Annotated in this window: 21 protein-coding genes, 1 tRNA gene and 1 pseudogene; 12 read left to right on the top strand and 11 right to left on the bottom strand. The window is 65.0% G+C overall.

The genetic code is table 11. The features are described 5' to 3' along the window. Position 1: 1 nt before the first annotated feature. Positions 2-364 carry a PAS domain-containing protein gene (locus CYU59_RS22130; RefSeq protein WP_293002730.1) on the bottom strand — a complete coding sequence of 121 codons (363 nt, stop codon included), beginning with the start codon at positions 362-364 and terminating at the stop codon, positions 2-4. A 327-nt stretch (positions 365-691) separates the two neighbouring features. On the opposite strand from CYU59_RS22130, the gene phoU reads away from it, so the two are divergent. Next, entirely contained in the window at positions 692-1339 is a 648-nt protein-coding gene (gene phoU, locus CYU59_RS22125) for a phosphate signaling complex protein PhoU (protein ID WP_293002728.1), read from the top strand. Between the two features lie 11 nt (positions 1340-1350). On the opposite strand, the pseudogene arsB reads toward phoU, so the two are convergent. After that, a pseudogene (gene arsB / locus CYU59_RS22120) lies at positions 1351-2394 on the bottom strand (ACR3 family arsenite efflux transporter); the annotation flags it as partial. Next, a complete protein-coding gene (locus tag CYU59_RS22115; RefSeq protein WP_293002726.1) occupies positions 2391-2855 on the bottom strand; it encodes an ArsI/CadI family heavy metal resistance metalloenzyme in 465 nt (154 codons plus the stop codon). The pseudogene arsB and the gene CYU59_RS22115, both read right to left, overlap by 4 nt. A gap of 100 nt (positions 2856-2955) precedes the next feature. Between CYU59_RS22115 and CYU59_RS22110 the strand changes: the two genes are divergently transcribed. From CYU59_RS22110 to CYU59_RS22100, 3 genes are read left to right on the top strand one after another with little or no spacing between them, the layout of a single operon-like run. Then, on the top strand, positions 2956-3315 hold the full coding sequence (locus CYU59_RS22110; protein WP_293002819.1) for an Rv2640c family ArsR-like transcriptional regulator: 360 nt from the start codon (positions 2956-2958) through the stop codon (positions 3313-3315). A gap of 25 nt (positions 3316-3340) precedes the next feature. Further along, complete coding sequence (locus CYU59_RS22105; protein ID WP_293002724.1) at positions 3341-3742, top strand: metalloregulator ArsR/SmtB family transcription factor; 402 nt, start codon at positions 3341-3343, stop codon at positions 3740-3742. After that, on the top strand, positions 3739-4788 hold the full coding sequence (locus CYU59_RS22100) for a cation diffusion facilitator family transporter (protein ID WP_293002721.1): 1050 nt from the start codon (positions 3739-3741) through the stop codon (positions 4786-4788). Before CYU59_RS22105 ends, CYU59_RS22100 begins: the two co-directional genes overlap by 4 nt. Here CYU59_RS22100 and CYU59_RS22095 read toward each other — a convergent pair. Both CYU59_RS22095 and CYU59_RS22090 read right to left on the bottom strand, forming a co-directional pair. Continuing rightward, positions 4722-5528: a crotonase/enoyl-CoA hydratase family protein gene (locus tag CYU59_RS22095; protein ID WP_293002719.1), complete on the bottom strand. Its 807-nt coding sequence runs from the start codon at positions 5526-5528 to the stop codon at positions 4722-4724. The genes CYU59_RS22100 and CYU59_RS22095 overlap by 67 nt on opposite strands. A gap of 77 nt (positions 5529-5605) precedes the next feature. After that, complete coding sequence (locus CYU59_RS22090) at positions 5606-6820, bottom strand: cytochrome P450 (RefSeq protein ID WP_293002717.1); 1215 nt, start codon at positions 6818-6820, stop codon at positions 5606-5608. Positions 6821-7013: 193 nt separating this feature from the next. On the opposite strand from CYU59_RS22090, the gene CYU59_RS22085 reads away from it, so the two are divergent. From CYU59_RS22085 to CYU59_RS22070, 4 genes are all read left to right on the top strand, one after another. Next, a complete protein-coding gene (locus CYU59_RS22085; RefSeq protein ID WP_293002715.1) occupies positions 7014-7568 on the top strand; it encodes a helix-turn-helix domain-containing protein in 555 nt (184 codons plus the stop codon). A 114-nt stretch (positions 7569-7682) separates the two neighbouring features. Then, entirely contained in the window at positions 7683-7979 is a 297-nt protein-coding gene (locus CYU59_RS22080) for a hypothetical protein (protein ID WP_293002713.1), read from the top strand. Between the two features lie 541 nt (positions 7980-8520). Next, positions 8521-9816 (top strand): hypothetical protein, encoded by a 1296-nt coding sequence (locus CYU59_RS22075; protein ID WP_293002711.1) that lies wholly within the window; start codon positions 8521-8523, stop codon positions 9814-9816. A 53-nt stretch (positions 9817-9869) separates the two neighbouring features. Next, positions 9870-10592: a hypothetical protein gene (locus CYU59_RS22070; protein WP_293002709.1), complete on the top strand. Its 723-nt coding sequence runs from the start codon at positions 9870-9872 to the stop codon at positions 10590-10592. 62 nt (positions 10593-10654) lie between these two features. Here the strand turns inward: CYU59_RS22070 and CYU59_RS22065 are convergent. The 5 genes from CYU59_RS22065 to CYU59_RS22045 all read right to left on the bottom strand — a co-directional run bounded on the left by CYU59_RS22065 (position 10655) and on the right by CYU59_RS22045 (position 14826). Continuing rightward, a tRNA-Ala gene (locus CYU59_RS22065) sits at positions 10655-10727 on the bottom strand. 45 nt (positions 10728-10772) lie between these two features. Further along, entirely contained in the window at positions 10773-11762 is a 990-nt protein-coding gene (gene glpR, locus CYU59_RS22060) for a gephyrin-like molybdotransferase receptor GlpR (protein WP_293002707.1), read from the bottom strand. 173 nt (positions 11763-11935) lie between these two features. Then, a complete protein-coding gene (locus CYU59_RS22055) occupies positions 11936-12589 on the bottom strand; it encodes a GNAT family protein (protein ID WP_293002705.1) in 654 nt (217 codons plus the stop codon). A gap of 12 nt (positions 12590-12601) precedes the next feature. Then, a complete protein-coding gene (glp, locus tag CYU59_RS22050) occupies positions 12602-13882 on the bottom strand; it encodes a gephyrin-like molybdotransferase Glp (protein ID WP_293002703.1) in 1281 nt (426 codons plus the stop codon). Between the two features lie 35 nt (positions 13883-13917). Continuing rightward, on the bottom strand, positions 13918-14826 hold the full coding sequence (locus CYU59_RS22045) for a UTP--glucose-1-phosphate uridylyltransferase (RefSeq protein WP_293002701.1): 909 nt from the start codon (positions 14824-14826) through the stop codon (positions 13918-13920). A gap of 24 nt (positions 14827-14850) precedes the next feature. Between CYU59_RS22045 and CYU59_RS22040 the strand changes: the two genes are divergently transcribed. Together CYU59_RS22040 and CYU59_RS22035 are read left to right on the top strand one after the other, a co-directional pair. Then, entirely contained in the window at positions 14851-15438 is a 588-nt protein-coding gene (locus CYU59_RS22040; protein ID WP_293002699.1) for a 5-formyltetrahydrofolate cyclo-ligase, read from the top strand. A 126-nt stretch (positions 15439-15564) separates the two neighbouring features. Continuing rightward, positions 15565-16602, top strand: coding sequence for a PE-PPE domain-containing protein (locus tag CYU59_RS22035; protein WP_293002697.1), 1038 nt, complete (start codon positions 15565-15567; stop codon positions 16600-16602). Position 16603: 1 nt separating this feature from the next. Here CYU59_RS22035 and CYU59_RS22030 read toward each other — a convergent pair whose 3' ends face one another. Next, positions 16604-17074, bottom strand: a complete 471-nt coding sequence (locus tag CYU59_RS22030; RefSeq protein WP_293002695.1) for a MarR family winged helix-turn-helix transcriptional regulator — start codon at positions 17072-17074, stop codon at positions 16604-16606. 116 nt (positions 17075-17190) lie between these two features. Here CYU59_RS22030 and CYU59_RS22025 point away from each other — a divergent pair, with 116 nt between their 5' ends. Both CYU59_RS22025 and CYU59_RS22020 read left to right on the top strand, forming a co-directional pair. Beyond that, positions 17191-17535, top strand: coding sequence for a DoxX family protein (locus tag CYU59_RS22025; protein ID WP_293002692.1), 345 nt, complete (start codon positions 17191-17193; stop codon positions 17533-17535). Positions 17536-17607: 72 nt separating this feature from the next. Further along, positions 17608-17925 (top strand): hypothetical protein, encoded by a 318-nt coding sequence (locus CYU59_RS22020; protein WP_293002690.1) that lies wholly within the window; start codon positions 17608-17610, stop codon positions 17923-17925.

Here is a 17925-nt window from a genome sequence, read left to right as displayed (position 1 = left end):
ACTACAGCTCGTCGACCCAGAGTCGCTCGGTCAAGTCCTGGAACGTGGCAAGCGCGATGTCGTCGTCGGCGCGGATCAGTGCCGACCTGCTCATCAGCGCGCGCACACTCGAGCCGTCCTGGTGCGCGAGTTCGACCACCTCATTGGCCAGCGACTGCACCAACGCGACCGGTGAATCCGCGGTGAGCGGCAGATAGAAGATCTCATCGAATTTCATCGCGACGACGTCGTCGCGGGTCCGGCCGACCATCTCCGAGAATGCCGAATTGGCGAAAACCAGCGCGCCGTCGTTGGAGATCGCCAGCACCGGAATGGGAATGCGCTCCAGCACGACGAGGGCGGGCAGCTGTCCGAGAGTGTCCATTGGCGATAGCCCCGCCTGGCTCTTGCGTCGTCGCTCCACGGGCTAATTATGGTTCATCCGGCGCAAAGGTTTGTGCACTTGAAGTCAGTAGGCAAAAGCTATGAGTTTTCTGTGATGAATTTGTAGCATTGCGCACCCTCCGGGTATCGGTAACCGGGCCGATTACGGCTCCGGGAAACCGGGCGGCTCGGTGGAGCCATCGTCCCGCCCTCGACTCTGGTCCCGCGAAAAGCCCAAGGCAACGCGTGTTTTCATCCGGAAAGATAGAGTTCATGATGAGTTCATCGACGCGGGACGCGCTGGCCGCATCCCGGTAAGGGTGAGGCGATGCGGACGGCCTTTCAGGAGCAACTCGAGTCGCTGACGGACACGCTCAGCACCATGTGCGGTCTCGCCGGTGTCGCGATGGACCGCGCCACCCACGCCCTGCTGGAGGCCGACCTCACGGTGGCTGAGCAGGTGATCGGCGACCACGGCCGCCTCGTCGAGCTGCAGACCAAAGCGGAGGAATCGGCTTTCACCCTGCTGGCGCTGCAGTCGCCCGTCGCCGGCGACCTGCGGCTGGTCGTCGGCTCGCTGCAGAACGTCGCCGACGCAGAGCGGATGGGCGGGCTGGCACTGCACGTTGCGAAGATTGCGCGGCGGCGCCACCCCAACCCCGTCCTTCCCGACGAGGTCCGCAGCCATTTCGCCGAGATGGGCCGGATCGCGGTCGAGTTGGGCAACAGCGCGAAAGATGTTGTGATTTCTCGTGATTCGAAGCAGGCCGCAGAAATCAGCCGCGAGGACGACGCAATGGACCGGCTCCACGAGCAACTGTTCAACGTCCTGATGGATACGGAGTGGAGGCACGGCGTCTCGGCGGCTGTCGACATCACCCTGCTAGGTCGGTTCTACGAGCGCTTCGCCGACCACGCCGTCGAAATCGGTCGTCGTGTTGTCTTCGAGGCCACGGGTGGAACCGCCGAGAGATAGCCCTACCTGAACCGCGAGCGCAGGGCCAGCGAGACGTAGACCAGCGCGACCAGGGCCGGTACTTCGATGAGTGGGCCGACGACACCGGCGAGCGCCTGGCCCGAAGTGGCGCCGAAGGTGGCGATGGCGACGGCGATGGCCAGCTCGAAGTTGTTGCCGGCGGCCGTGAACGCCAACGTGGTAGCGCGCTGGTAGCCAAGGCCGAGCTTCGCGCCCAGCGCGAGACCACCGCACCACATCACGGCGAAATACGCCAGAAGAGGTAGCGCTATCCGAGCGACATCGATTGGGCTGCTGGTGATCTGGCGGCCCTGGAGTGCGAACAGTATGACGATCGTGAAGAGCAGCCCGTATAACGCCCACGGCCCGATCCTGGGTAGGAATGCAGACTCGTACCAGCTGCGGTCGCGCACTTTTTCTCCGATGCGCCGCGAAAGGTAGCCTGCAACAAGCGGAACGCCCAGGAAGATCAGCACTGAGCGGGCGATACGCCATGGCGATGCGTCGAAGTTGCTCTGCGCCAACCCGAGCCAGCCGGGTAGCACCGATAGATAAAACCAGCCGAGCGCGCCGAACATGACGACCTGGAACACCGAGTTCAACGCGACCAGCACCGCGGCGGCCTCGCGATCGCCACCGGCGAGATCGTTCCAGATGATCACCATCGCAATGCACCGGGCCAGGCCGACGATGATCAGCCCGGTGCGGTACGCGGGTTGGTCCGGCAACAACAGCCAGGCCAAGGTGAACATCAACGCGGGCCCCAGCACCCAATTCAACAGCAGCGAACTCAGCAGCAGCTTGCGATCGGCAGTCACGGCCTCCAGGCGGTCGTAACGCACCTTGGCCAGAACCGGGTACATCATCACCAGCAGACCCAACGCGATCGGTAACGAAATACCGCTTATCTGAACATGATTGAGGATCGAGCCCAATCCTGGTGTCCACCGACCCAACAGCAGCCCGGATGCCATCGCAACGCCGATCCAGACCGGCAGGAACCGGTCGAGCAGCGAGAGCCGCTCGATCACACTCGACGGTTCCACCGGTGTCACGCGCTGACGCCGGCTTCGGCGCAGCAGTCGGCGTCACCGGAACATCCGCAGCATCGGCAACCAGGTTCGTCGGAATCGACGGCACGACCGAAGGACTCCGAATCAGCCAGGACCGTGTATACCTCCCAGCGTTCGCCGCCGGGTCCGGTCACCCACACCTTGTCCTGAGTCGCAAAGCAGCACGTGGCCCCGAGTTCCTCATCCGTGAACAGGCCCCCGCCAGTGAGACGGGCTATCTCGGCGTGGACAGCGGCACTGGATTCGACTTCGACACCGAGGTGGTTGAGAGTGCCGCCGTGGCCTGGGTTTTCGATGAGAACCAGCTTCAGCGGCGGGTCGGCCACGACGAAGTTCGCATAGCCGGGCTTCACCTTGGCGGGCACAGTGTTGAGGAATGTGGAGTAAAACGTGATCGCCTTGTCGAGGTCATCGACATTGAGGGCGAGTTGGGTCCGCGACATGATGGTCTCCTACCCCTTCGATGTATGTCGAACTACTTGGTGGCGTCGATGCTGCCGACCTTTTCGATATATGTCAAGACACTATGGCAAGATGGCCGGCATGCCCAAGGCGCTACCCCTCATCGATATGTCGTCTCCAGTGTGCTGCTCACCCGTTGCGGCCGGGCCGCTCGATGACGAAGCGGCACTCGACATCGCGTTACGCCTCAAGGCTCTCGCCGACCCGGTTCGGGTACGGCTCGTATCGCTGTTGTTCAGCGCCGAGGCAGGCGAAGTATGCAGCAGCGACCTCGCAGCGTGCGTCGGCCTGAGCGAATCAACGGTGAGCCACCACCTTTCGCAGCTTCGCCGCGCCGGAATAGTCGAGTCGGAGCGTCGTGGCATGAACGTCTATCACCGGCCCCGTCGCGAGTCGTTGACGGCGCTGTGCGCTGTGCTGGACCCGAACTGCTGCCGCTGACCTCCCAATAGTCTATTATCTGCGTATGAACGCAGATAATGACGTTCCGGCGGCGATACCCGACGACGACGTCACCCTGATCGTCGAAGTGTTTCGGATGTTGGCCGATCCGACCCGCATTCGCGTGCTGTGGGCGTTGACCGGCGGCGAATTGTCGGTGACCGAGCTGGCCGACCAGGTGAGCAAGCCGGCCCCATCGGTCTCCCAACACCTGGCCAAGTTGCGGATGGCCCGCCTGGTGAGCACCCGCCGGGAGGGCACCACGATCTTCTACAGCCTGGAAAACGAACACGTCGGACAGCTCGTCGCCGACGCGGTGTTCAACGCCGAACACGCCGGACCCGGAGTGCCCGCCCACCACCGCGGCGACAACACCGTGGCCGTCATGCCCCGAGACCGTCACCAGCGCAAGGTAACCCGACGATGACCTGCAAAGAACCAGAAGCACCTAGCGAGCGTCACCACCACGAGCATTCCGGTGGGCTGCGGGGTGTGCTCGGCGAGATTTTCACGCCGCACTCGCACGACTCGGCCACTCACGTCGACGGTGCGCTGGAATCCAGTGCGGCGGGTATCCGCGCAGTCAAAACCAGTCTGCTGGTGTTGGGCGCCACGGCGATAGTCCAGATCGTGGTGGTGGTGGTCTCGGGATCGATCGCGCTCGCCGCGGACACCATCCACAACTTCTCCGATGCGCTGACCGCGGTACCGCTCTGGATTGCATTCGCGCTCAGCAGGAAAGCCGCAACCCGCCGCTACACCTACGGGTTCGGCCGCGTCGAAGACCTGGCCGGCCTGTTCGTCGTCGCGATGATCACCTTGTCGGCGATTGTCGCCGGCTACGAAGCCATCGGCCGGCTCATCCATCCGCAGCCCATTGCCGGCCTCGGCTGGGTCGGACTGGCCGGCGCGGCCGGCTTCGTCGGCAACGAATGGGTGGCGCTCTATCGCATCAGAGTCGGAAGACGTATCGGCTCAGCGGCTTTGGTGGCCGACGGGTTGCACGCCCGCACCGACGGGTTCACCTCACTGGCGGTGCTCATCGGAGCCGGCGGCGTGGCGCTGGGCTTCCCGCTCGCGGACCCGATCGTCGGTCTGTTGATCACAGTGGCCATCCTGGCCGTGTTGCGAACCGCCGTACGCGACGTGTTCCGCCGTCTGATCGACGGTGTGGATCCTGAGTTGGTGGACACCGCCGAGGCCGTGCTGGCCGACCGCGAAGGCGTGCGATCGGTACACAGCGTCCGGTTGCGTTGGATAGGCCATCGCCTACATGCCGATGCCGAACTCGACATCGACCCGGCGTTGACGTTGGCTGCGGCACATCGCATTGCGCACGACAGCGAACACGCCCTGACGCATGCCCTGCCGCGGCTCACGACCGCGCTGATCCACGCCTACCCGGCTCACTCACCGGGATCGACGAAAACCGGCTGCTCCCCCGACATTCCGGCCATCACCGCAGCGAGCTGATTGGGTTTGCCGATCAGCCCGACCTGCAGTTCGGATTCGCGTTTCAGGGCGGCGGCGGCGTCGTCGCTGACCCATGTCTCGTCGTAGAGGCGCTTGGCAGCGCGGACGGCATCGGGGGACTTCTGCGCGATCTCCTCGGCGAGTGCCAGCGCCGCGGCCAGCGGGTCATCGCTGGTTCGGGTGACCAATCCGAGTGGGAGAGCGTCGCTGCCGGAAACGATGCGCCCGCTGAATGTCAGCTCCTTCGCGACGTCGATGCGAACCAGTCGCGGCAGTGTCTGGGTGATGGCCATGTCCGGAACCAGGCCCCACTTGACCTCCATGATCGACAGCTTGGCGTCCGGCGCGGCGATCCTGATGTCGGCGCCCAACGCGATCTGCATGCCACCGCCGAAGCAGTTCCCGTGAATCGCGGCGATCACCGGCGCCGGGACCAAGGACCAGTCGTAGGCGACTCGCTGCGCGACGTTGGCCAGCTGGTCGTCGTCGCGCTCCATCAGCACCCCGGTGCCACCGCGACCGGACATGAAGCTGGCAACGTCCAGACCCGAGCAGAAGCTCTTCCCCTCGCCGTGCAGGACGACCGCGCGCACTGACGCATCGCCCTTCAGCTGCTCCGCGGCCTTTGTCAGGCCCTCGAACATGGCCTGGTCCAACGCGTTGTGCTTGTCGCTGCGCACCATCGTCACCGTCGCCACACCGCCGGCGCCGATCTCGACCCGAACTCTGTCTTCACTCATTCGTGGAACTTACCGCGACGGCTTCGCGGGTGGATGAGGTACCGGAGCGGCCGGGAATTGTTGCTCCGCTGCCTCCGTTAGGTGACTGCCAATCTCAGGTGGTCGAGCCGGCGGACGAGGATGCTGGGGAGCCAGCGGCCGATATCGTCGGCGCGTATCCACTCCGTCTGCTCCAGCAGCATTCGCAGGACGATCTGGGCCTCCAGCCGTGCCAGTGCGGCTCCGACGCAGAAGTGGGCGCCCTTGCCAAATGTGATGTGTCCCTTGGCACCGCTGCGGTCGAGCCGGAATTCGTTCGGTGCGTCGAACTGCCGCGGATCACGGTTGGCGGCTCCCCACATCAGTAACAGGTGTGAATTGGCCGGCACGTCGACACCGGCCAGCGTGGTGTCTCTGACTACGTGGCGGTAGTGGCCGCGGAACGGTGACTCGTAGCGCAGCGTCTCTTCGATGAAGGCGCCCAGCAGTTCGGGGTTGGCGCGGACCTGTTCTTGAATGTGGCTGTGGCTGACCAGAATCCACGCGGCGCTGCCCAGAAGCGATGCGGTCGACTCTCCTGCCGCGCTGAACAATGTCAGCATGATCGTCAAAGCCGGCATCTGCTCTACTTCGCCGGACGCGTAGCGGGCAGCAAGGTCGCCCATCAGTCCGGGCGCGGGGTGCTCACCCGCCATCGCGAAATGGCGCATGACGTACTCGGACAGCTCCATCGCGGCCATGCCGGCGGCGTTGAGCTGGGCCGGACTGACGACACCGTCGAGCAGGGTCGTAGTGGCATAGCCCAGCCGGATCAGCATGTCGACGTCCTGCTCCGGTAGCCCGAGCAGACGGGCGACAACCATCATCGGAAGCCGATTCGCCACGGCGCTCATCCACTCGATCCGACCGTCGACCAATCCTTGCGACCACAGCGTGACCGCGGTTGCCTCGGCGAACTCTTCGATGACACGTATTCGCCTGGCAGACAAGTGCGGCAGCAACAACTTTCGGTGTGCGCCGTGCACCGGGTCGTCGGCGGTGGCCAGCGCGTTCTGCGGGCCACCCGGCGGCCCCATGTCGAACGGGGACACAGTCCCGTCGTCGTGAAACACCATGGTCGCGGTGAGGTTGGACGAAAAGTCCTCGACACGACTGACGGCCTCGACGGCGGCGTCCCAACCGCACACCGCCCAGAACTCGGAATCTCCGATGCGATGCACCGGCGCTCGGTCGCGCATCCGGTCGTAGAGCGGATACGGGTTCTGTAAGGCGTCGGCGCCGAAGAAGTCGGTGGCATCGGCCAGCACAGTCATGCCCCTCAGGCTGAACGCGGCCGGCACCGGCGTCAACGGTTCACGGTGAAGGTGAAAACCTGCTCGACCTGATCAAGCCTCCCGTCTTCTCAGTACGGTCGGCTCGCCAGGCCATTCGCTGAGAAAACAGCCGCCAGAATTCTCACTGTGATAAAAATCCAAAATGGGCTCGCAGCACGGGATCGGCTGACCGATGACGCAAGCGGACTGGCTGGTTGGGCGCAATCGCCACAGTGAGGCTGCCGAACGGATCCTCGTCGCAGCGGCCGATTTGATCTCCCGTCGGGGCTACGACGAATTCAGCATCGACGAGTTGGCAAACGCCGTTCACTGTTCACCGGCGACGATCTACCGCCATGCCGGGGGCAAGACGGCGATTCGGGATGCCGTGACGGGTATGCACGCCGAACGTATTCTTCAATCGGTCCGCGAAGCCATCGCGGGCTTGGTCGGCTCAGAACGGATCGTCACTGCGACGACGGTCGCCTTGAAGAACCTGCGAGCCGACCCGCTCGCGCAGCTACCTCAGCTGCACGCACTGCCCGGCGACAGTTGGCTCACCGCTTCGCCCGTCGTCACCCGCTTCGCCACCGAGATGGTCGGACTGACGACACCCGATCCTCTTGCCGCCCAATGGCTTATCCGGGTGTTCCTCGCCCTCTGGCAATGGCCCTTGGCAGACGCCGCAGCCGAAGAGGAGATGGTGCGCCGATTCCTCGGGCCGCCCTACGCGAGTCCGGCGTCGTGACGGTGGAGAGCTCGCTGCGACGACCGCGAGAAATTGAGGCTGCTTTTAGAGAGCGCGCAGAGCCGCGCGCAGGTACGCTCTGCGAACAACTATCCGGACGGACAGGGGACGGTTATGGTTTGCGACGCCAAGGCAGTTGCCCTCATCGGCGCGGCCCTCGTCACGGGGGCTGGATGGCTGGGCATCGCGAGATCCCCAGTCGCGCTTGCGATTCCGCCGCTACCCGCGATCTTCACCTGCCCGGTGAACAGCGGGACGCAGTTCCTGGCGGACCCCGAGGATCCAAACGCTTTCTACAGATGCGACGACGGCGCGCAAACAAATCACGAGCAGTGCCCGGTGGACACGAAATTGATGCTGTCGACGCGGCCTGAATGCCGCATGCCGGATGCCGCCGACGACATTCACTGACGGCCGCTCGTTGCCGTAGGTGGAGCAGCCCGACCCCCGGAGCTTGACGCTGCACGAATGCCGGATTCGGTTGTGGCCGCACGCATTCAGGTTTATCCGGATGCGGAACCTGATTCCCGTCGCTAGCCCTGACCATGGCGCCCATCAGTCGCGTGAACGAATGGGCCACGCTTGTCTTCGCCGGCAACTTCGACGAAATCGACGCCAAACCAACGTCGTTGCCGGAACATTCGTAGCTCGGGCCTCGCGCAAGCGCAGGAGTCGTTGGGGCTCGTCGCGGATGGGTGTTACAGCAACCTCGCCAGTCTTGGCCGCGTGACGAGCCCGCCTGCAACCCGGATAACCGCCTGCCTGCCGTCCCCTTGCCTTGGCCGACTCGACTCGGCTCGGCTTCGCGGCTTGGGCCGAAACCCGTGTCGGCCAGCAAAGGTGCTAGATATGATCTCGGCGGTTCAGCGGCAGGAGTAGACCGCAGATCGGACGGAGCGTTCCGCTGTACCGGGCTTTGACGGCATTACGTGAATTGAGAAGGAGCCAGCACTTGGCCGGAACCCGCCGCGGTTTACGAACCAGAACCGTTGTCGCGCTTATCGCCGCTACTGCATTAAGCGCTACTCCCGGATGTTCGTCGCCCAAACAGGCCCACCAGTCGCCTTCTGGCAGCGGCACCGCAGCAGCGACGTCCGCCGCACCGCAGAACCCCACCGCCGCGGCGATACCTCAGACCGTGCGCCTACCGCGAGGGGCGCGCACCGTGGGGCCCGGCACCGTCTTCACTCAGTGCAATGGCATCGTCCGCAACACCGACAAATTCGACACCACGGGCGAGGTGTTCGATCCCAAGACGGGACAGATCAGCCCGATCCCCGTCCCCAAGATTCCACCGGGGCAACAGCTCACCGGCTACGGATGTACCGTCGGCGGAGATCAAGACCATCTGCGCGTCTACTACGTTGTCCGGACGCTGACTCCTTCCAACGGCCTCAACCCAGAATCGAAATCCTCATCGATATTTTCGTTTGAGCCTTTTGGGTCTGCGGCGCCCCGCATCGCCCGCCTGCCGGAGAGCAATTCCTCTTTTTCGATAATTCCGACTGCGTACGGATTCGTCCTGCAGTCGAACAGTGAAATCGCCGGCTTCGACCAAGAGACCTTGCAATCGAAGTTTGCCTCACCCATATTGTCGGCCTGCGGGACCAACTTCTTCGGCTTCTGCACCGCGAGACCAAACGGAGGATTTTCTCTCCTCAGTTTCAAGGACGGATCAGAACTCGCCAGCTTGCAGCCAGGCTCGTCGGTTCCGGTGACCTTTTCGGACGGGTTTGTCGTCGAAAATGCCGGGAATTTCCGTTATCTCGATCTTCCGTCCAACAAGTTCATCGATTTCGCCGAGGCGCACAACGCAAAGTTATCTGTGGACGTATGGAGTCATGTGATCGCAGATTGGGTCGCCGGCGACGACAGCGCCACGAAGATACAGGTTCGGGATGCGAGCGATAACAAACAGCTTTTTCTGCGCCAAGGCGCTGACGTTGCCGGCCTACGCATTCATGAGATATTTTTCGCCGGCAAATATCTGTACATAACAAACGAATCCGACAACCCGGTAATCGATATCACGAATTCGCAGAAAGTATCGTCAGGGTGGCAGGTACGACCGGTTCAGATGGTGGGCCGGGACTGGGTGGGCGTGGTCAAGAAGAGCGACCTCAGCGAACTCGCACGGAGTTCACCCTGCGGCAACCTGGATACACCCGGACAGGGCATCGATCTTTGCGCCAGCGGATTTTCGCTTGTGCATGCCCCCAACGGCAACTATTCGGGCCCGTGGTTCTGACCCGAACCGGCGGAACGGGGCTCCTCAGGCTGTAAGCGCGTCCGCACCCGCCGATGAACATCACGACGACTGCGCAACCCGCATGGGCCGACGACGCATTTCTTCGCGGTTTCTGGGTCGCCACCAGCGAGACCCCCGAGTGGATCGCCGATCGGACTGATGCGCTGCTCGAAGCTCTGGGGGTGGCATGCGGGATTCGCGCGTGGGTGACGTACGAGGGCGATCGTTGGGAAGGCGGACCACACGAGCTCGCCGACATCGTCCGCCGCTTCCCGGCACGCGACCGGCCGACCGCCGCCGACCCGGATGGCGAATCGCTACCCGGCGAGGGTTATTCCTTCATCGTGTCCGGCCCCGGTGCCGGCGTGGATGTGGAAGTCAGGGTCGCTGCGGGATCGGTCGCTCTCGCGAGCCGGTTGCCCATGCATACTCTCTCGATCAAGTTACGCCAGAAGACTCCCGGCGCCGTGACCGGCGAGTTGGGGGATTCCGTCTGCGCGGCGACCGTGTCGGCGTGGCAGCCCGCGACCATGAAGCTGACTGACTCCGCGGTCAACCGGACGGCCCGGCGCGGCAACTGGAAGATCGGTGTCGGTTACCGCACCTGGATCAGCGCAGAGGTCGGCTCGATCAGCCAGGTCGCGGACGGGTTGACGGCATCGGAACTCGCCGGCGGCACTTTGATCTCCGCGCCGGACGACTGGCCGGCCGAACAGGTGGTCGCGGCGATGACCGAGACCTTGAGCGCCAACGGTCTCGACGAAGTCCCACACTGACGCGAGACCACGGAAGAAGTGCGCTAGCGGGCGTTAAATGCCCCTGAACTGCCCAAACTCTGTGGAGCTAAGGGGAATCGAACCCCTGACCTTCTCGATGCGAACGAGACGCGCTACCAACTGCGCTATAGCCCCTGATCGTTAAGCAGGCTACCAGTCGCGAGCGAGGTGGCCGAAACGCTACTGACCAACCGCCCGCGGCAGGTCCCAGTGGTACTCCCGCGCGTACGGCGCGTAGTCGAGGTGCTCGAAGATCGGGTCTTCGTCGTCGATCTCCAGGACCACCGCGCCGGGACGCCGCAGCCGGGACGGCACCACGTCGTACTCGCGGTCGTAGGTGTTCTCGACACCCAGTTGCGAGCGCGCCATCCGCTGCATCCGCCGACGTCGCACCCGCTCCTCGATCCGGGTCTGCTTACGCAGATAGCCCAGGTAGATCACCGTCACTGTGGACGCCACACCAAAGAACCACCACGCCGAGGCGGTCAGCAGGAAGGCCGTCATCGCCGACAGGACCAACGTCAGCGCCATCACCATCAACACCCGCCTGCGGGCGGCGTACTTGCGGGCCGTCACCGCGGCGGCCTTGTCGGCGTCGAACCTGTGACGCCGGTCGAACCCCGAGGACGCCGCCGCCTGCGATACCTCGGCGACCGAAATCCCCGACGTGTCGTCGATGTACTCGTACTGCTTTTCGTCGTCGAACGCTTCGCCCTGGTCGTCGAACTCCACTGCGAGATTGACGTCGGTGTCGGTGTCATCGGCGTCGTCGACGCTCGTCTGGCCGACTGGGAGCGCGGCCGAGTCGGGATCGATCACATCGACGTCCAGGTAATCCGGCCCGGTCTGCTCGGCGGTCAGCGGGGCGGCAACGGTGGCCATCACGCGCGACGGCGGAGCGTCGTCCAGCTCCCCCTCGTCGGCATCGTCGAGCTCCTCGTCGTATTCGTCCTCTTCGGGCCGCCAGTCGGGGTCGCTGCGATGCCCGGCCGCCGGCTTGCCGCGCTTGATCAGCCGCGCGGCCGTGCTGTTGTTGAGCACTCGGGTCGCCAGGGCGACGTCGCTGGTGCGCCGCACGGCGTCGCGCTTACTGACCAACATGGGAACCAGCACAAACAGCCAGAGCACCACGAGTGAGATCCAAAGCAATGATTGCGGGATGCTTGGCATGACCCGCTCCTTTCCCCGCCGAGTGTGACGCTCTCTGGCATGCATCATTAGTCACAAAAGTCACGTTTGTAACACGACACGCCGCGCGTTGTTGACGGGATAAAACAGCCGAGCCCAGCGACAACGACCGACCGGTCCTCCCGCGCGCCCCAACGACGCGCAACCTGACCGGGCTAAGCCCAGCCGGCGTGACCCGCGCGCACCAGAGCCGAGACCACCGACCCGTAAACCTCTTCGATCGTCAACCCCACCAGCAGGTGATCGCGCCAGCCGCCGTCGACCTGAAGGTAGCGCTTCAGCAGGCCTTCCTCGCGGAAACCGACCTTCGCCAGCACCGCGCGACTCGCCGCATTCTCCGGTCGCACAGTGGCCTCCACCCGATGCAGCCGGACCGGGCCGAAGCAGTGGTCGAGGCCGAGCGCCAGGGCGCCGGTCGCAACGCCGCGGCCCGTCATCGAGCTGCACACCCAGTAACCGATCCAGGCCGACCGCAGCGCCCCGTGGGTGACATTGCCGATGGTCAACTGTCCGCAGAACCGGCCGTCCAGCTCGATGACGTAGGGCAGCATGCGACCCCGCCGAGCTTCGCCCCGCAAACTCGAGCAGACCGCCGGCCAAGCCGAAATCGAGTGTCGTGCAATCCAATCCGCCTCGGTGCTGGGCTCGTAGGGCTCGAGAAAGGCCCGGTCGGCCAGCCTGGCACGACTCCACTGCGCGGCATCACGCAAACGCACCGGACGCAGCCGGATCACACCAGCCGCCACCCGCAGCGGTCCCACCGCAGTCGGCCAGCCGGGGTGCTGAGCGCTGGGACCCCACATGCTCACCGGCCGGGTCGCTCAGCCACGCTGGGCCAAAAACGCGACGTCGACGACTTCGCCGGTCCGAATCTGCTCAGCCTCACGAGGCACCACGACCAGACAGTTCGCCTCCGCCAACGTCGCGAGCAGGTGCGACGAGGCGCCCGGGGCGCCACCCAACGCCTGCACCAGGTAGTCGCCGGTGTCCTGGTCGCGCATCAGCTGACCGCGCAGGAAACCCTTACGGCCGGCCACCGAGGTGATCGGTGACAGCGTGCGCGCCTGCACGACCCGGCGCATCGGCTGCCGCTTGCCCAGCGACAACCGGATCAGCGGCCGGACCATCACCTCGAACACCACCAGGGCGCTCACCGGGTTGGCGGGCAGCAGAAAGGTCGGCACCCCGTCGCGGCCCAACTGTCCGAAGCCCTGCACCGACCCGGGGTGCATCGCGACGCGGGTCACCTCCATCTCACCCAGCTGCGAGAGCACCGAACGCACCGCCTCGGCCGCCGCACCACCGACCGCCCCGGCGATCACCACGATCTCGGCACGATTCACTTGTCCCTCAACGACTTCCCCGAGTTCGCGGGCGTCGTTGCCGACGATCCCGACCCGGTTGACCTCGGCGCCGGCATCCCGTGCGGCGGCCGCCAGCGCGTAGGAGTTGACGTCGTAGACCTGGCCGTTGCCGGGCGTGCGGGAGATGTCGACCAGCTCGCCGCCCACCGCCAGGATCGACACCCGTGGCCGGGGGTGCACCAGCACCCGGTCCCGGCCCACCGCGGCCAACAGCCCGACCTGCGCGGCGCCGATGATCGTCCCGGCCCGCACCGCGACATCACCGGGCTGCACGTCGTCACCGGTCCGCCGCACATAAGCACCCGAGCGGACCCCGCGCAGCACCCGTACCCGCGACTGGCCACCGTCGGTCCACCGCAGCGGCAGCACCGCGTCGGCCAACGTCGGCAATGGTGCGCCGGTCTGCACGCGGGCAGCCTGCCCGGGCTGCAACCTGCTGGGCGTCCGCGCGCCCGCCGCCACGTTGCCCATCACCGGCAGGGTCACACCTTCACGAGATGACGCTCCGGGCTCCTCGCCGTCGTCGTCGATCGAATCCGGTCCCGCGACACCGAGCACGTCGACGCTGCGCACGGCGTAGCCGTCGATTGCCGCCTGGTCGAAACCCGGCAACGGGCGCTCGGTGACCACTTCCTCGGCACACAACAGGCCCTGCGCCTCGGCGATGGCGACCCGCATCGGCCTGGGCGCCACTGCGGCGGCCGTCACCCGGGCTTGTTGCTCTTCCACCGAACGCACTGAGCGCCTTTCTCGTTTCCCGGGCGCCTTGCCGGCTAGTCCGCGGCCAGACCCAATCGAGTCACCAACCAACGCCTGAGATCTGGCCCGTAGTCGTCACGGTCCAAGGCAAAGTCAACCGCAGCCTTGAGGTAGCCGCCGGGATTTCCCAAGTCGTGTCGGGAGCCGCGGTGCACCACCACGTGCACCGGGTGCCCCTCGGTGATCAGCAGCGCGATCGCGTCGGTCAACTGCATCTCACCGCCGACGCCACGCTGAATCCGTTGCAACGCTGGGAAGATGGCACGGTCGAGGACATACCGCCCGGCGGCGGCATACAACGACGGCGCGTCCTCGGTCCTCGGCTTCTCCACCATGCCGTTGACCTTCAACACGTTCTTGTCGGCGCCCGGCACCGGCTCGACGTCGAAAACGCCGTAGGAGCTGATCTCCTCGGGCGTTACCTCGATAGCACACAGCACCGAGCCGCCGTACTCGGCGCGCACCTTCGACATCGTCTCGAGCACGCCGGTCGGCAACACCAGGTCGTCCGGAAGAAGGATCGCGACGGCGTCCTCGTCCTCCCACAGCACCGGTTCCACGCAGCTGATCGCGTGTCCCAACCCCAGCGGTTCAGACTGCACGACCGATTCGACCTTGATCAGGCCCGGCGCCCGGCGGACCTTGGCCAACATCGCTTTCTTGCCGCGTGCCTCCAGGGTGCTCTCCAGCACGAGGTCCTGGACGAAGTGCGCGACGACGCCGTCCTTGCCCTCGGAGGTGATGATCACCAACCGTTCGGCGCCGGCCCCGGCCGCCTCGGCGGCCACCAACTCGATGCCCGGGGTGTCGACGACAGGCAACAGTTCTTTGGGCACGGTCTTGGTCGCCGGCAGGAAGCGGGTGCCCAAACCAGCCGCGGGCACGATCGCCGTGCGCGGAACCGAAATGGGTGAGGTTGCCATCGTTGAAACCATATCGTTGACCTTGTGGCGACCGTGGGCAAGGCCGCGTTGCGCGAACAGCTGCTAGCTGCACGTCGATCAGTGTCCGAGGACGACCGCGCCAGGGCAGACTCCGCGCTGCTCGACCATGTCGGCGCGCTGGGAATCGACGGCGGCATCGTCTGCGCGTACGTGCCCGTCGGAACAGAGCCGGGATCCGTTGAGCTGCTGAATTTACTGCTGTGCCACGCCGAGCGGGTGCTGCTGCCGGTCGCGCGCACGGCCGCCGACGACGACGCGCTGGCGCTGCAGTGGGGTGAGTACCGCCCGGGCCAGTTGGTGCCGGCCAAATTCGGGCTGCTCGAACCGGCCGGGCCGTGGTTGCCTGCCGCCGCGGTCGCCGAGGCCGAGGTGGTGATCGTTCCCGCCTTGGCCGTCGACCGTGGCGGGGCGCGGCTGGGCCGCGGCCGCGGCTTCTACGACCGGACGCTGGTGTTGCGTGATCCACATGCGCGGCTGATCGCCGTGGTCCGCGACGAGGAGTTGCTCGACGAGGTGCCGCACGAGCCGCACGATGTGCCGGTAACGCACGCCCTGACCCCGGGGCAGGGCCTGGTTGAGCTGGCGAACTAGCGATCTCGCCGTCATGGATCGTGGCCGTTTTACCCAGTTGATCGGTTTGGCGACGACCTTGCCGTATTAACGCCAGCTGAGGTAAACCTGAGCGCAACATAAATCTATGCAGGGGTGAGGTTCGAGATGAGGCAGCGTCTTTTCACCGGTTCCGGCGTGGTCGCCGGATTCCTGCTCTGCACCGCCGCTCTGCTCCCCGCAGCCGCTTACGCCGATGCGACCGGCGTCGACGCGACGTTGGTGTCGCCGGCCGGCGCCCTGTCGGACAGCACCACCGCGATGTTCCTCGGTGGCACCTTTCAACCGACGCCGTCGCTCGCCTTCGTCGAAAATGCGCAACGGCTATTCCTCGAGCCGCTCGATTTCGCTGGCGTCGCGGCAAACTCCGCAACCGTGTGCAACATCATGGGAATCCTGCCGTGCGACGATCCGCTTCAAGTGCTGACCACGCCCAACTTGCTGCAGTTCGGCCCGAGCGCCCTGCTGGGCAAGGCGATCTTCGTCGACGCCGTCCAGCTTCAATACGAGCAGGGGCTGTTCGACGAAGACAATCCACTGACGGTCTTCGCGTATTCGCAAAGCGCGATGGCTATTTCGGCGGCTGAGCAAGAGCTCTATGACTCCGGCATTCCCACCGACGCGTTGAAGTTGGTGTTCATTGGCGACCCGAGCACTGCGGCGGGTATCGCCCCCAACATCTACGCTGACCTCGTCCAGCTATTCGGTGGCGGGGAGGCCGGCGAAGAATTCACCACCTCCCTCTTCACAGCCACCGGCCAGACCCAGTTCCTCCCCGGCGGCGAGCTCACCGCTCTGACCCCGAACGATCTGTACGAGACCACCATCTACACGATCGAGGGCGATGGTGTCGCCGCCTGGCAAGACGTCTGGGACGAGACCCTCGCCGCCCAACCGGGCAACTACCTCGGCGCCCTCGCCAACGGCCTCTTCAATTTCTTCACGACCCACGTGCAGTACCTGGGGATGACGCCCGAGGACATCGCCGGCGGCATCGCGACGGTCGACGGCTTGACCACGACCATCACGCTTGAAAGCGATCCGGATGCGCTGCTGAGCCTCTTCATGAACGGGAACGCCGACAGCGGTGTCTTCACGGCGCTGCTGGGGACAATTCAGGCTCTCTTCGACCCCGACTTCTACTGAGTCAGCCGTCCCCGTCGACATTGCACTCCTGAGCGATTCGCCCGAGGAGGTCCCCCAACTGTGACACTTCTTTTTTCGTCAGGTTGCCGAAGACGTGCCGGCGCACCGCGGCGACGTGCCCCGGGGCGGCCGCCTGGACGGTCCGTAAACCCTTGGCCGTCAACTCCGCTCGGGTGAGACGCCCGTCGCGCGGGTCGGTCTGCCGTCGCAGACAGCCGGCGGCCTCCAGCCGCTTCACGACGTGCGAGAGTCGCGACAGCGAGCCATTCGTTACTGCCGCAAGCGCTTTCATGCCCAGCCGGCGATCTGGTTGCTCGGCGAGGACGCCCATCACGATGTACTCGTACTGCGTCAGTTTCGAATCCCGCCGCAACTGAGCGTCGAGCGCGGCCGGCAGTCGCGTCATCACGCGCACCAACTCGAGCCAGGTGTGGCTTTCGGAGTCGTCTAACCACTGCGGTTGGTCGCGCACCACCCAACGCTAACTTACTTGACGCTTCAAGTCACGGCTGTTAGCTTCAGTTGAAGCATCAACTCAACCGGAACGAAAGGCATGCCGTGAACGTAGCGTTGTGGATCTGTCAGGGCGTGCTCGCGCTGGCCTTTGCCGGGGCAGGTCTGATGAAGCTGTCGTTCGACGGCAAGACCCTGGCCGACAAGGGCATGGGCTTCGCGTCGGAGGTCTCGCCGGCGTTCCTCAAATTCCTTGGCGCGGCCGAAGTGGCCGGCGCGATCGGAGTTGTCGTCCCGGCATTGGTGCACATCGCGCCGGTTCTCGTTCCCGTCGCTGCAGCATGTCTCGCGGTCGTGATGGTCGGTGCGATCGGCGTGCATGTGCAGCGCCGCGAATGGTCCGGGCTGGCCGCGCCCGTCGTGTTGTTTGCCACGGCGGTGTTCGTCGCGTGGGAACGGTTCGGTCTGTACGCGTTCTGACCGGAGATATGAAAAGCCTATGAGCTTTAGAAATCCTGATCGGGGGCATCGCGCCGGGTTTTCACTGGCACCATGGGCGGATTCGAAAACCTGAGGCGCGTCGCGGCGGTGGCTTTGCTGCCGGCCGTCGGCGGCGTCGCCGCGTTGTGGATATTCGGCCTGGCAACCGGTGAGGCACACGCCGACGTGCGATGCGACCCGGTCTGTCACGGCAACTGGTGCCCCGGCGATCCGGTGTACTCCCAGATTCGGGATCTGGCGAATACCTGGGACAACAACGTCTGCCACGAGTTCCACCAGATCTCGGTGCTCGACGGCGGCGGCTACCGCGAGGGACCCCTGCCTCCCGGCACCTTCGTGTGCCAGCCGTGGCAGTTCATGTGCCCCTGA

The organism is Mycobacterium sp. (assembly GCF_002863225.1).
Lineage (GTDB): Bacteria > Actinomycetota > Actinomycetes > Mycobacteriales > Mycobacteriaceae > Mycobacterium.
The sequence above is the reverse complement of the archived record's forward strand: the minus strand, read 5'-3'. Positions and strand labels throughout refer to the sequence as shown.